The sequence below is a fragment of the Polymorphobacter fuscus genome, from assembly GCF_011927825.1.
Taxonomy (GTDB): Bacteria; Pseudomonadota; Alphaproteobacteria; order Sphingomonadales; family Sphingomonadaceae; genus Sandarakinorhabdus; species Sandarakinorhabdus fusca.
The window spans coordinates 1,928,443-1,941,483 of sequence record NZ_JAATJI010000001.1; the positions used below are offsets into that span (position 1 = coordinate 1,928,443).

Consider the following 13,041-nt stretch of genomic DNA (forward strand, 5'->3'; position numbering starts at 1 on the left):
CCGAACGACCATGGCCCAGCCCGACAACCCCATCGAAGATTTTCGCCAGGCCGTGGCCGCGACGCTGCGCGCGCTCGGCCATGCGCCGGACGTCGAGCTGGCGTTCACCGCCGACAAGCCATCGTGCTTCGGGGACCAAGCGCGGGTGCCGCAGCCCGGGCGCGCCATGCCCGCCGAACAGGTCGCCGAAGTCCGCGGCTGGGCCGACAGTTTCGCCCTGCGCCGCCTGCACCATGATGCCAAGCTGCACAATATCGACCAGCCCGACGCCGGCGTGGCGCGGGACATCTGGAACGCCGTCGAGCAGGCGCGTGTCGAAGCGATCGGCAGCGCCGATATGGTCGGCGTCGCCCGCAATCTCGACCGCATGACCGAAATGCGCGTCCGGGCCGACCCGATCGTGCGCGCCCGCACCGCCGAAGAGGTGCCGATGGCGACCGCGCTCGGCCTGCTGGTCCGCGAACGGCTGACCGGCGCGCCGCCACCGCGCATCGCCGAAGCCGCTGTCGATCTCATCCGCCCCGAAATCGAGGCCGCTGCCGGCGAACATCTCGACGACCTTGTCGCGGCGCAGGGCGACCAGGCGGCCTTTGCCCAGGTCATGCGGCGCGTGCTCTCCGACCTCGGCCTCGGCGCCGATCCCGATGCCGAGCCCGAACAGGCCGAAGACAGCGACGAACAGCAGGACGAGGAAGCCCCGGGCGAAGAGGGCGAGGAGCAGGAACAGGACGCCGGCGGCCAGGACCAGTCAACCGAAACCCGCGCCGAGGAATCGCAGGACGACAGCGAATCGACCGAAACCCGCGAGACCGAGATGGACACCGATATGGTGTCCGAGGCCGAGATGGGCGAGGAAGGCCAGGAGGGGATGACGCCGTGGCGGCCGAACCTGCCGATGTCGGACCTGCCGCCCGATTTCGACTACAAGGCCTATACCCACGCCCATGACGAGATCATCGGCGCCGAGGACCTGTGCGATGCCGAGGAACTGACCCGGCTGCGTGCCTATCTCGACCAGCAGCTTGTCCCCTTGCAGAGCGCGGTCACCAAGCTCGCCAACCGCCTGCAGCGCCGGCTGATGGCGCAGCAGAACCGCAGCTGGGATTTCGACCAGGAAGAAGGCTTGCTCGATGCGGCGCGGCTGGTGCGGATCGTCACCAATCCCGCCTATGCGATGAGCTACAAGGTCGAGCGCGACACCGAATTTCGCGATACGGTGGTGACGCTGCTGATCGACAATTCCGGCTCGATGCGCGGCCGGCCAATCTCGATCGCCGCGATCTGCGCCGATATCCTGGCCCGCACCCTCGAACGCTGCGCCGTCAAGACCGAGATCCTGGGCTTCACCACCCGCGCCTGGAAGGGCGGCCAGTCGCGCGAGAAATGGCTGGCCGACAATCGCCCGGTCAAGCCTGGCCGGCTCAACGACCTGCGCCACATCGTCTATAAACAGGCCGATGCGCCGTGGCGCCGGGCGCGCAAGAACCTGGGGCTGATGATGCGCGAAGGCCTGCTGAAGGAGAATATCGACGGCGAAGCGCTGCTATGGGCGCACGACCGACTGATGGCCCGGCGCGAGGATCGGCGTATCCTGATGGTGATTTCAGACGGTGCGCCGGTCGATGATTCGACGCTGTCGGTCAACACCGGAAACTATCTGGAGCGTCATCTGCGCCAGGTCATCAAATATATCGAGGCCAAGTCGCCGGTGGAGCTGATCGCCATCGGGATCGGCCATGACGTGACGCGCTATTATGCCAAGGCGGTAACGATCATGGACGCCGAACAGCTCGGTGGCACGATCATCGACCAGCTCGCGAGCCTGTTCGAAACCAATCCCCGCAGCCGGCGCTGAGCACCGTATCAAACGACGCAATCGATCGCAGATTCGGCGCTCATAGCCGAGCTGAAGTCGCGCCCTATTGCCGCAGCCTGCAGATAATATGTCATTTACGTTTGGTTAGTATACATATCCGGAATGTATACACTCTGCCCGGCAGCGTATCGACGCTTTGCCATAGTCGTTATTGCCCTGTTCGCCACACCCGCGTTCGCGAGTCCGATCCCGCAAGCCGATCCGGGCGATGCTGCACGCGTTTCCGCCTGGATCGTCGCCACGCACGACAATGGCGCACTGCCCTTCATCGTCGTCGATAAGGTCGGTGCCAGGCTGATGCTGTTCGATGCCGGCGGCAAGCTTCGTGCCGACGTGCCCGTGCTGCTCGGCTCCGCCCGCGGTGATGATTCGGTGCCGGGCATCGGCACGCGCAAGCTGGCGGCGATCAAACCCGCCGAACGCACCACGCCCGCGGGTCGCTTCGTCGCGCAGATGGGGGTCAATGCTGCCGGCCAGGATACATTATGGGTCGATTACGACGCCGCCATCGCCTTGCACCGGGCATCGGATCGCAAGCCCGGCCCTTCCAGGAAAAGCCGCGCCGAACGGCTGCAAAGCCCATCGGCCGCGGCGCGCCGTGCTTCGCTCGGCTGCATCGGCGTTGCGACGCGGTTCTTTGTCGATTTCGTCCGCCCGACATTCGCCGATGCGGGCGGCATCGTCTACATCCTGCCCGAAACCCGGGCCGTCACCGCCGAATTCCACATGCCCGAAAGCGGCACGATGGTGGCCGGCGGTGACTGACGCCTCAGCACTTCTTCGTTTTGCCCAGCTGGTTGCCGACCAGCGCGCCGCCGCCGGCGATCAGCGCCGATTCGCCCAGGTTCGCGCCCAGGACCGCAGCGCCGATACCGGCTGCAGCGGCACCGACGATCGTCCCGTCCTTGGTCGATTTGCGCTTCTTCTCGCGGCACGCCGCTAGGCTGTTGTAGGTGCGGCCATTATATTCGTAGCGCTGACGGTTGTTGTCCTTGGCGACCACCGGGGTGGCGAGGCCGCCGGCCAGAACCGCGGCTGCAACGGCTGCATGCAGAATCTTTGACACATCAATCTCCTATTTGTGATGCCGATGGCATCACAACGTTCCAGAACCGCATCGGATGCCATCTCGGCACGCCGGCACGTTCATTGCGCTGCAACGCGGCGACGCGCAATGAGGCAGGCATGATCACGATCCGTCACCTGCCCCTCCTCGCGCTCGCCCTTGGCGCCCCGGCCAGTGCCGCCACGCTGTCCGATGTCGCGGCGTCGTTGAAGGCCACCACCAGCCTGTCGGCGGATTTCACCCAGACCGGCGCCGATGGCAAAGTGCTGACCGGCAAGATGATCCTGGCCCGCCCCGGCCGCATCCGCTTCCAATATGACACGGCAAAGCTGCTCATCGTCGGCAATGGCCGGACGCTGACGTTCGTCGATTACGGCGTCAACCAGGTTTCGCAATGGCCGGTCAAATCGACGCCGCTCGGCATCCTGCTCGCCTCGGAACCCGACCTGTCGGGTGTCGCCAGGATTGCCCAGGTCACCGACACCGGCGTCATCGTCGATGCCCGCGACGCAAAGCGCCCGGAATTCGGATCGCTCGCCATCGCCTTTCGGACGGATAAGGCGGCGCCTGCGGGCCTCGCCCTGACCGGATGGACCAGCTTCGACGCGCAGGGTGGGCGCACGACGACGATCCTGTCCAACATCCGCTACAATGCCGACTTGTCGAAGGCGGATTTCGGCTTTCGCGATCCCCGGCGCCCGGTGACCCGCTGATGGGGTGACGGCATCGGGGTCGCAAGAGATGCCGATCGTGAATTCTTGCAATCGTTCATGCCCCGTCAAGCTGCCGACCACCATAAGACGTTTGCGGGTGGTGCCCGTCGCCGGTGTTTGCCCCCTGTTAACCGGCGGCTGATCATCGCCACTCGCTGCGTGACGAGCGCATAATGGCCCCTGCTCCATGCCCCCGGAGCAGGGGCCTAATTGTCTGTGCGATCGGCGATGGTTGCGCCCGGTCCTGCGCTTCGCCACATAGGGCGAATGCAATATATGTCCGCCCTGCCTGCACCGGGCGCTCCGGCAAAGACCGCCGATTGGGCAACGCTGAAGCGGTTCATGCCCTATCTCTGGCCCGTTGGCGAAACGGCGCTGCGGACCCGCGTCGTCATTGCGATGCTGCTGGTATTGCTGGCCAAATCGACCAGCCTCGTGATGCCCTTTGCCTTCAAGGGCGCGATCGATCGCATGGCGGCCGGCGTTCCGGACGGCATACAGATCGCCATAGCCCTTGTCGGTGCTTATGCCCTGGCGCGGTTCGGCGGCGTATTGTTCGACAATCTGCGCAATGCCATCTTCGAAAAGGTCGGCCAGACTGCGGCAAGACGCCTCAGCCAGGATGTGTTCCGCCATATTCATCAGCTTTCGCTGCGCTTCCATCTGGAGCGCCGCACCGGATCGCTGACGCGCATCGTCGAGCGCGGCACCAAGAGCATCGACACGATGCTCTACTTCATCCTGTTCAACATCTTTCCGACCGTATTCGAACTGACCGCCGTTTGCGTCATCTTCTGGATCAAGCTGGGGCCCGCGATGGTCGCGGCCGTGCTGGTGATGGTCGTTGCCTATATCGCCTATACGCAGAAGGTCACCGACTGGCGGTCGAAACTGCGCCGCGACATGGTCGATTCGGACAACAAGGCGGTGGCGCGCGCCGTGGACTCGCTGCTGAATTATGAAACGGTCAAATATTTCAACGCCGAAGCGCATGAGAATCGCAACTACGGTCTCGCCATCAAGCGCTACACCGACGCCGCGACCAAGAATGAAGTGTCGCTGGCCTGGCTCAATATCGGCCAGTCGATCATCACCAACCTGATGATGGCCGGTGCCATGGGCTATACGGTCTGGGGCTGGCACCAGGGGCGTTTCACCATCGGCGATGTCGTCCTGGTCAACACGCTGCTCGCCCAGCTGTTCCGCCCGCTCGACATGCTCGGCATGGTCTATCGCGAGATCAAGCAGGGCCTGATCGATATGGAAGCGATGTTCGGCCTGATCGATACCCCGGCCGAAATCGCCGATGCCCCCGGCGCTGCCGACCTTGCCATCACGGGCGGCCATGTCCGCTTTGCGCATGTCGATTTCGCTTATGAACCGCGCCGGCAGATCCTCCACGACGTCTCGTTCGATGTGCCGCCCGGCGCCAAGCTCGCCATCGTCGGCCATTCCGGCGCCGGCAAGTCGACGCTCAGCCGGATCCTCTACCGTTTTTACGATATCACCGGCGGCGCCGTGACCATCGACGGCCAGAATATCGCCCAGGTGAAGCAGGACAGCCTGCGCCGTGCCATCGGCATCGTTCCCCAGGACACCGTGCTGTTCAACGACACGATCGGCTATAACATCGCCTATGGTCGCCCGGATGCGTCGCAGGCCGAAATCGAGGCGGCGGCGAAGGGCGCAGCGATCCACGAGTTCATCCTGTCCCTGCCCGATGGCTATGCCACGCAGGTCGGTGAACGCGGGCTCAAATTGTCCGGCGGCGAAAAACAGCGGGTCGCCATCGCGCGGACGATCCTCAAGGACCCGGCCATCCTCATCCTCGACGAGGCGACAAGCGCACTCGATTCGGCGACCGAAGCCGACATCCAGTCGGCGCTCGGCACGGTTTCGCAAAGCCGCACCACGATCGTCATCGCCCATCGGCTGTCGACAATCACCGACGCCGACGAGATTCTGGTGCTCGCCGCCGGCCGAATCATCGAACGCGGCCGCCACGATGCCCTTCTCGCCGCCGGCGGCGCCTATGCCGACATGTGGGCGTTGCAGCAGGCCGAGGAAGAAAGTGCCGCCATGGCGGCCGCCTGACCGCAAACGCAAAACGGGCCCCCGGTCAGAGGGGCCCGTTCAGGCTACGCCACGAATGACGACAGTCGGTGCGACTGGTTTACTGCGGCAGCAGCACCGTATCGACGACGTGGATGACGCCGTTCGACTGGTTGACGTCGCCGATGGTGACGCGCGACGTACCGCCCTTGGCATCGGTCAGCACCAGCGTCTTGCCCATCATCGACGCCGTCAGCGGCGCGCCCTGAACCGTGGTCAGGGTTGCCTTGCCGCCACCGGACTTGATGGCAGCAGCGATGTCCTTGGCGTTCATCTTGCCGGCTACGACATGATAGGTCAGCACCGCGGTCAGCGTTGCCTTGTTGGCAGGCTGCAGCAGCGTATCGACCGTGCCGGCCGGCAGCTTGGCGAACGCCGCGTTGGTCGGCGCAAACACGGTGAACGGCCCCGCGCCCTTCAACGTGTCGACCAGCCCCGCCGCCTTCACGGCGGCGACCAGCGTCGTGTGGTCCTTGGAATTGACGGCGTTGTCGATGATGTCGCGTGTCGGCAGCATGGCGGCGCCGCCGACCATCACGGACTTGCCGGCCATGGCCGGGGCAGCTGCCATCTGCGCTGCCGTCGGCGCGGCGGACAGGCCGGCGGCCGCGATGGCGAACAGCGCGGTCCCGATCAGCTTGGAATTGGTCATAGGATCTCCCGGTAGAAACTGGCGGCCCCATCCTGTGGGACATGCCATCTACGCGAACCGCCGCGGTGCGGTTGCAGGCCCAATCGTCGCTTGCGGCAATGTGCCCCCATCGCAACGTTCGCCTGTCAGATCGCGGACAGTTTCCCCGTCGCCACGACCGGACCGGTCGGCTGGCCGGTCGGTGATCCGCCCAAAGGCTCGATGGAGATGGCGAGCACCGACCCCGCCGCCAGCCCGGCGATCTGGCGGGACGACACCACATGGGCGTTGGGGCCACGGATATCGATGACACCCAGCGATCGCGGCGGCTTCTCGCCTTCGATCACCCAGAGCTCAGGCGACTTTCCGGCATCGTCGCGTTGTGTCGCCGGCGTCAGCACCACCGCGCCGCGCAACGGATCATAAGCGGCAGACAGCAGGGGCGTGCCATCGGCACCTGCAAGCGCGGCGACCAGCAACTGCGGCGGCGCGCCCGGCGGCTGCGGCGCGGGCCCGATCTGCAGCGCAGCGATTGCCGCCGCGGCCGTGGCGGCCAGCGCCAGGCTGCGCCAAAAGGCGAGGCTGTGCCAAAGGCCCGAGGCTTCGACCCGCGCCGGCACCGGTGTCGCCACTGGAGTCAGTTCGGCAGCGATCGCGGTCCACACGTCAGCCGGCGGTGCGACGGCAGGTGTTTCGGCATCGAGCGGGGACAAGGCCGCCTGCCACGCCTCCACCAGGGCCCGAAAACCGGGGTCGGATCGCATGCGCAGTATCGCTGCCTGGCGGTCGGCGCGGCCGAGCGTGCCCAGCGCGAAGTCCATCGCCAGCATCTCGTCGGCGCCAAGGCCGTCCATCGGATCGTCGCCGGTCATGACGGGCCAACTCCCAGGCCCTGTTTCATGCGGATCATGCCACGCCGCACCCAGCTTTTCAGCGTGCCGACGGGAACACCCTCGCGTGCCGCGAGCACCTCATAGGTCATGCCTTCGAAATAACAGCTGCGGATCGCCGCGGCGTGGCGGGGTTCGAGCGCATCGAGCGCAGCCTGAACCCGCGCGACATCGCCGGCGCTATCGATCAGGGCCGGCGCATCGGGACGCTCGTCACGGACCTGCATGGCATCGTCGATGGGCACCGACGGGCGGCTGCCGCGCGCGCGCAGCCGGTCGATGGCGCGGTTGCGGGCGATCGTGGCTGCCCAGGTGATCGGGCTGGCGCGCGACGCGTCGAATTCGGCCGCCTTTCGCCAGATCGTCACAAAAACCTCCTGCAGAACATCCTCGGCTTCGCCGCGTTCGACCAAGATACGCAGGATGATCCCGAATAGCTTCGCCGATGTCCGATCGTAAAAGTCACGAAACGCCGCTGCGTCGCCGGCAGCCGACTGTGCCAGCAACTGCGCCAGCGCATCGGCACCGGCGCTGCCTTGGGGCGTCCGCGCCGTCACAGCCGCCGCACCTGCATGCGGATCGGGCCTTCGGCACGACCATGGACGAACTGGTCGACATAAGGGTTGCCGGCCGAATCGATGCCATCCCTGGGCCCGTGCCAGATGATCCGCCCTTCATACAGCATCGCGACGCTGTCGGCGATCTTGCGCACGCTCGACATGTCATGGGTGATGGTCAGCGCGGTAATCTTGAGGTCGGTGACCAGATTGCGGATCAGATCGTTGATGACATCGGCCATGATCGGGTCAAGGCCGGTCGTCGGCTCGTCAAAGAACAGGATTTCGGGGCGCACCGCGATTGCCCGCGCCAGCGCGACGCGCTTCTGCATGCCGCCGGACAATTCCGACGGCCGCAGGTCGGCGATGTCGGCGCCAAGTCCCACCCGTGCCAGATTGTCGATCGCGGCGGCGCGCCGATCGGCGGCCCCGCCCGACAGGGCGAAGCTGACGTTGCGCCACACGGGGAGCGAATCGAACAGCGCCCCGCCCTGGAACAACATGCCGAATCGTGCCTGATGCGCCGCCAGCGCCCGCCCCGACAGGCCGGCGACATCGACGCCATCGACCTTGATGCTGCCGGAATCGGGTCGCAGCAACCCAAGGATGCACTTGATCGTCACCGACTTGCCGGTGCCGGACCCGCCGATGATGACCATCGATTCGGCGGGTGCGACCGACAGGTCGACTCCGTTCAGGACGACCTTGGGCCCGAAGCGCTTGTGGACATCGGAAAGTTGGATCTTCGGTGTCATGAACCGAAAACGATCACGGTGATGATTAGGTTCGACAACAAAATGAGAATGAATGCCGATACCACGGCATTGGTCGTTGCCCGGCCGACGCCCGCGGCACCGCCCGATGAATGATAACCATGGTAGCAGCCCATCAGCGCGATGAAAAAGCCGAACACCGCGGCCTTGACCATCGATGACCAGACGTCGTCGGCCTTCAGGAACGATGCGGTGGTATTGAGATAGGATGCCGAATTGAACCCCAGCCGGCCGGTCGCCAGCAGCCATCCGCCCATCACGCCCAGCGCATTGGACACCAGCACGAGGATCGGCATGACCAGCACGGCCGCGACGATCCGGGGGCCGACAAGGTATCGATAGGGATCTGTGCGCAACGTCGTCAGTGCGTCGATCTGTTCGGTGACCCGCATCGTGCCGAGTTCCGCCGCCATCGCGCTGGCAACCCGGCCGGCAACCATCAGCCCGCCGAGCACCGGCCCCAGTTCGCGCACGATGCCGATGACCGTCACCGCCGGCACCGTCGAGGATGCGTTGAAGCGGCTGCCGCCGATATAGATCTGCTGCGCCAGCGCCGACCCGGTGAACAACGCCGTAAGTCCGACGACGGGCAGGGAGAAATAGCCGATCACCAGCATCTGTTCGAACAGCTGCACCGGATACCAGGGCGGCCGCACCAGCCGGCCGATTGCCGTGCCGGCAAAGCGCGTCAGCCGCCCGATGCTGGCAAACAACGCCACCACGACCCCGCCAAGGGCGATCAGCGCGTGCGCAAGGGTGGTGGCCAGGCCGGTCATCTATACGTCCGGGCATAGCGACGCCCAAGCCCGGTAAGCAACTCATATTGCGATCGGCCACTCGCCGCGGCCATGGCGGCAAGGTCGAAACCGACGTCGATCCAGCTGCCTTCGCGCGCCGCCGGGGCATCGGTGACATCGAAGGTCGTCAGGTCCATCGACACCCGGCCGATCAGCGGACAGACGACCCCGTCCACGACACCGAAGCCCGCGGCGCTGCGCGGATAGCCGTCCGCATAGCCCAGGCCGACGACGGCAACGCGCGTCGGCCGCGCCGCGACGAAGCTGGCCCCATAGCCGACGCCGCCGCCCGGCGGCACATCGCGAACCTGCAACACCGGCGCCGAGAGCTGCACGACGGGGTCGAGACGAGCGCCCCCGGGCGCAGCACCGCCGCCATAGAGCCCGATTCCGGGGCGCGTCAGCCCGAAGACATAGTCTGGACCGAGGCAGACACCACCCGAATTGGCAAGGGCGTATCGCCGCGCCGGGACCCGTGCGGCGACATCGGCAAAGACAGCGCGCTGGGCGGCGTTGAGCGGATGCAGGGGCTCTTCGGTGCAGGCGAGGTGGCTGTGCAGCGTGTCGACGGCAAGGCCGTCGAGAAGCCCCGACACCGCCTCTGCCGGCGACAGGCCGAGCCGGTTCATCCCGGTATCGACCATGATGTCGCAGGGGCGCCCGGTGGCCCGCCACGCTGCCACCTGGGCAGCGGTGACCAGCACCGGCCGCGCCGGCAATGTCATCGCCATGCCGATTTCGGCAGGCGCGGCGCCGTGCAGCACTGCGACGCGCACGCCCTCCGGCAACGGGCCGAGCGCTGCCACTTCGTCCCAATGCGCAACAAAGGCGTCGCGGCAGCCCGCCGCCGCCAACGCCGCCAGTACCGGCCTGGCGCCGAGACCATAGCCATCCGCCTTGATCGCGGCACCGCAGTCCGCGGGCCCGCTGGCGACAGCGAAGCGCCGCCAGTTGGCGACGATCGCCGCGGTGTCGACATGCAACCGGGCCGAAAGAGGAGACGCTGGCATCCTGTCTGGACTAGCCATGACGACGACGCCTGTCACGCCTTCTGGCAAGGCCGTGCCGCGAATGCTATTCATGTCGGTGTCAGGCGCAGTCGTGTATCACCACGCCTGCTCCAGCTACAGGAGCTCTGGAACCATAATGACCACCGCCCGCCTCTTGTCGTCGCTGCTGCTCGCCTTGGGCATCGCCACGCTGGCTGTCCCGGTGGCGGCGCAGAACCAGCGCCCCGACACCGAATTCTGCGCCAAGATGCGTCAGCGCGACCCCGGCGGTATCTGCACGCCCAAGGGCGAATATGTGACGGCGGAAAAAGTCTATCTGCCCGACGGCCGGATCATCAACCGCACAACCGGCTGACACGACCGGCTGACACGCGACCGGCGGCAGCGTCCATCATGGGACACTGCCGCCGGCGGGTGGCACGGCGCGCCGATCAATTGGCGCTGGCGCTGGCGGTGTAGACCTTGGCACGGGCTTCGCCGATGGCAACGTGGATGCAGCGCGATTCGGCGTCGAGCGAGCGCACATCATTGCCGCCCGTTTCACACACGGCGCGGGCCGCCTGGCGAATGCGCGCATCGAGCGTCTTGCGGCCACTGTCGCTGGCAAGGTTGAGGTCGCCATAGGCGATGGTCCGGGCATGGGCGTCAGCAGGCGCGGCAGCGGCCGGAGCGGTGGCGCCGAACAGGCAGACGCCGGCGAAAAGGGCGGTGCCGAGCGTGGCGACGAAGGTGCGGCCGAAAGCGGTGGGGGCGGTGGTGAACATGGCATTGCTCCTGTTTGGTGGAGCGCCCGGACCATCCAGGCCTCCATGCCAACAGCAATGCAGGCTTCGTGCCAACCGTTGCGGCTTCAGGAAATTGGCGTGTTTTCAGAGACTTGTCTGATGTGCGAGACTAACACGCCATGTCAATCTACGAAAATTTTCCAATAAATTGGGCCGTTGCGCCAAGTTCCGGGATTTGTGACCGAGCGTGTCGCCGAAGTGCCGAAAGCTTGCCGTCGCGACCCCCCGCGTGCATAGAGCGCGCCAGCCATGCTCACCCAACGGTCCCGTTACGCGTTGCGCGCGCTCATCTTCATCGCCCGCTCTGGTGGCATCGCGCCTGTGCCGATTTCGGTCATTGCGGCCCACCAGAAATTGCCGCGAAAGTTCCTCGAGATCATCCTTCTCGACTTGAAGAACGGCGGCCTGGTCGAAAGCTATCGCGGCAAGGCCGGCGGCTATCGGCTCGCGCGACCGGCCAGCCAGATCAGCTTTGGCGACATCATCCGGCTGATCGAAGGGCCACTGGCGCTGGTGCCCTGCGTTTCGATGACAGCCTATCAGCGTTGCGCCGATTGTTTCGAGGAAAGCACCTGCGTCATCCGCAAGACGATGCTGGTCGTTCGCGACAACACCGCCGCCATTCTCGACCACACCAGCCTCGCCGATCTGTCGATTGACCGCGAAGCGGCCTGACCGGAACGACGGCCGTTCCGGAACGTTCCCGAACGGACGCCCGAAGGCTGGCTTTAGCAATGCCAACAAATCCGTGATTGCCTATTCGGCGGGTGGGAATAGCGTGGGGCCATGTCCGTTGGGGTTTTGACAATTTGATCCGTCGCCTGATCCTTGCCGCCGCGCTGGCGTTGCTGCCTGCGGCTGCCGGCGTCGCGCAGCCGGTCACCATCCTCAATGCCAGCTATGATCCCACGCGCGAGCTCTATCGCGCCGTCAACACCGCCTTCGCCGCCGAATGGAAGGCCAGGACCGGGACCAGCGTCACCATCAACCAGTCGCATGGCGGGTCGGGCAAACAGGCGCGGTCGGTCATCGACGGGCTCGACGCCGATGTCGTCACCCTCGCCCTGTCCGGCGACATCGACGAGATCGCCCGCCGCGGCAAGCTGGTCGATCCCGGCTGGCAGGCGCGGCTGCCGTACAAGTCGACGCCCTATTGGTCGACAATCGTGTTTCTTGTCCGCAAGGGCAATCCGAAGGGCATCAAGGACTGGAACGACCTGGTAAAGCCCGGCGTCAAGGTCGTCATGGCCAACCCCAAGACCGGCGGCGGCGCACGCTGGATCTTCCTGGCTGCCTGGGGCTATGGCCAGAAAACCACCGGGTCGGCGCGCGGCGCCCGCGACTATGTCGCAAAGCTGCTGGGCCGTGTGCCGGTGCTCGATTCCGGCGCCCGCGGCGCGACCACGACCTTTGCCGAGCGCGGTATCGGCGATGTGCTGCTGACCTGGGAAAATGAAGCCATATTGGCGACGCGCGAACTTGGCGCCGACCGGTTCGAAATCGTCGTTCCCTCCATCTCGATCCGCGCCGAGCCCCCGGTCGCCGTTGTCGACAAGGTCGTCGATCGCCGCGGCACCCGCGCCGTTGCCGAAGCCTATCTGCAATATCTCTACACGCCGACGGCACAGGAGATGATCGCGCGCAACGGCTATCGCCCGCGCGACCCCGAGGTCGCGGCGCGCTATGCGGCGCAGTTCCCCGACATCCGGCTGTTCGACATCGATCGCAACTTCGGCGGCTGGACCAAGGCCCAGAAAATCTTCTTTTCCGACAATGGCCAGTTCGACCAGATCTATGCCTCAGCGCCACACTGACGCGCCGACGGGCCGAC

General features: G+C 65.7%; 15 protein-coding genes. 7 read left to right on the forward strand and 8 right to left on the reverse strand.

The features are described 5' to 3' along the window. Positions 1-10: 10 nt before the first annotated feature. Together cobT and GGQ62_RS09050 are read left to right on the forward strand one after the other, a co-directional pair. Positions 11-1,855, forward strand: a complete 1,845-nt coding sequence (gene cobT, locus GGQ62_RS09045; RefSeq protein WP_152577618.1) for a cobaltochelatase subunit CobT — start codon at positions 11-13, stop codon at positions 1,853-1,855. Between the two features lie 123 nt (positions 1,856-1,978). After that, the gene (locus GGQ62_RS09050; protein WP_152577617.1) at positions 1,979-2,641 is read left to right on the forward strand and encodes a L,D-transpeptidase; all 663 of its coding nucleotides are present in this window, start codon (positions 1,979-1,981) and stop codon (positions 2,639-2,641) included. Positions 2,642-2,645: 4 nt separating this feature from the next. Here GGQ62_RS09050 and GGQ62_RS09055 read toward each other — a convergent pair whose 3' ends face one another. Then, positions 2,646-2,942, reverse strand: coding sequence for a hypothetical protein (locus tag GGQ62_RS09055; protein WP_152577616.1), 297 nt, complete (start codon positions 2,940-2,942; stop codon positions 2,646-2,648). A gap of 119 nt (positions 2,943-3,061) precedes the next feature. Between GGQ62_RS09055 and GGQ62_RS09060 the strand changes: the two genes are divergently transcribed. Next, the gene (locus GGQ62_RS09060) at positions 3,062-3,655 is read left to right on the forward strand and encodes a LolA family protein (RefSeq protein WP_152577615.1); all 594 of its coding nucleotides are present in this window, start codon (positions 3,062-3,064) and stop codon (positions 3,653-3,655) included. Positions 3,656-3,931: 276 nt separating this feature from the next. Further along, the gene (locus tag GGQ62_RS09065; protein ID WP_243446139.1) at positions 3,932-5,749 is read left to right on the forward strand and encodes an ABCB family ABC transporter ATP-binding protein/permease; all 1,818 of its coding nucleotides are present in this window, start codon (positions 3,932-3,934) and stop codon (positions 5,747-5,749) included. Between the two features lie 79 nt (positions 5,750-5,828). Here GGQ62_RS09065 and GGQ62_RS09070 read toward each other — a convergent pair whose 3' ends face one another. The 6 genes from GGQ62_RS09070 to GGQ62_RS09095 form a co-directional block, all read right to left on the reverse strand. Next, positions 5,829-6,338 carry a fasciclin domain-containing protein gene (locus GGQ62_RS09070; protein ID WP_152577759.1) on the reverse strand — a complete coding sequence of 170 codons (510 nt, stop codon included), beginning with the start codon at positions 6,336-6,338 and terminating at the stop codon, positions 5,829-5,831. A 206-nt stretch (positions 6,339-6,544) separates the two neighbouring features. Further along, on the reverse strand, positions 6,545-7,270 hold the full coding sequence (locus GGQ62_RS09075; RefSeq protein WP_152577613.1) for an anti-sigma factor: 726 nt from the start codon (positions 7,268-7,270) through the stop codon (positions 6,545-6,547). Continuing rightward, positions 7,267-7,845, reverse strand: a complete 579-nt coding sequence (locus GGQ62_RS09080; RefSeq protein ID WP_243446640.1) for a sigma-70 family RNA polymerase sigma factor — start codon at positions 7,843-7,845, stop codon at positions 7,267-7,269. Before GGQ62_RS09080 ends, GGQ62_RS09075 begins: the two co-directional genes overlap by 4 nt. Further along, entirely contained in the window at positions 7,842-8,600 is a 759-nt protein-coding gene (locus GGQ62_RS09085; protein ID WP_152577612.1) for an ABC transporter ATP-binding protein, read from the reverse strand. Before GGQ62_RS09085 ends, GGQ62_RS09080 begins: the two co-directional genes overlap by 4 nt. After that, positions 8,597-9,394, reverse strand: a complete 798-nt coding sequence (locus GGQ62_RS09090; RefSeq protein ID WP_152577611.1) for an MlaE family ABC transporter permease — start codon at positions 9,392-9,394, stop codon at positions 8,597-8,599. Before GGQ62_RS09090 ends, GGQ62_RS09085 begins: the two co-directional genes overlap by 4 nt. Then, positions 9,391-10,425: an alanine racemase gene (locus GGQ62_RS09095; RefSeq protein WP_152577610.1), complete on the reverse strand. Its 1,035-nt coding sequence runs from the start codon at positions 10,423-10,425 to the stop codon at positions 9,391-9,393. The genes GGQ62_RS09090 and GGQ62_RS09095 overlap by 4 nt, the downstream gene beginning before the upstream one ends. A gap of 136 nt (positions 10,426-10,561) precedes the next feature. Between GGQ62_RS09095 and GGQ62_RS09100 the strand changes: the two genes are divergently transcribed. Next, on the forward strand, positions 10,562-10,780 hold the full coding sequence (locus GGQ62_RS09100; protein WP_152577609.1) for a hypothetical protein: 219 nt from the start codon (positions 10,562-10,564) through the stop codon (positions 10,778-10,780). Between the two features lie 76 nt (positions 10,781-10,856). Here the strand turns inward: GGQ62_RS09100 and GGQ62_RS09105 are convergent, their stop codons facing one another. Next, the gene (locus GGQ62_RS09105; RefSeq protein ID WP_152577608.1) at positions 10,857-11,189 is read right to left on the reverse strand and encodes a UrcA family protein; all 333 of its coding nucleotides are present in this window, start codon (positions 11,187-11,189) and stop codon (positions 10,857-10,859) included. Between the two features lie 270 nt (positions 11,190-11,459). On the opposite strand from GGQ62_RS09105, the gene GGQ62_RS09110 reads away from it, so the two are divergent. Both GGQ62_RS09110 and GGQ62_RS09115 read left to right on the forward strand, forming a co-directional pair. Next, entirely contained in the window at positions 11,460-11,885 is a 426-nt protein-coding gene (locus tag GGQ62_RS09110; RefSeq protein WP_152577607.1) for an RrF2 family transcriptional regulator, read from the forward strand. Between the two features lie 134 nt (positions 11,886-12,019). After that, complete coding sequence (locus tag GGQ62_RS09115) at positions 12,020-13,024, forward strand: sulfate ABC transporter substrate-binding protein (RefSeq protein WP_152577606.1); 1,005 nt, start codon at positions 12,020-12,022, stop codon at positions 13,022-13,024. Positions 13,025-13,041 lie beyond the last annotated feature (17 nt).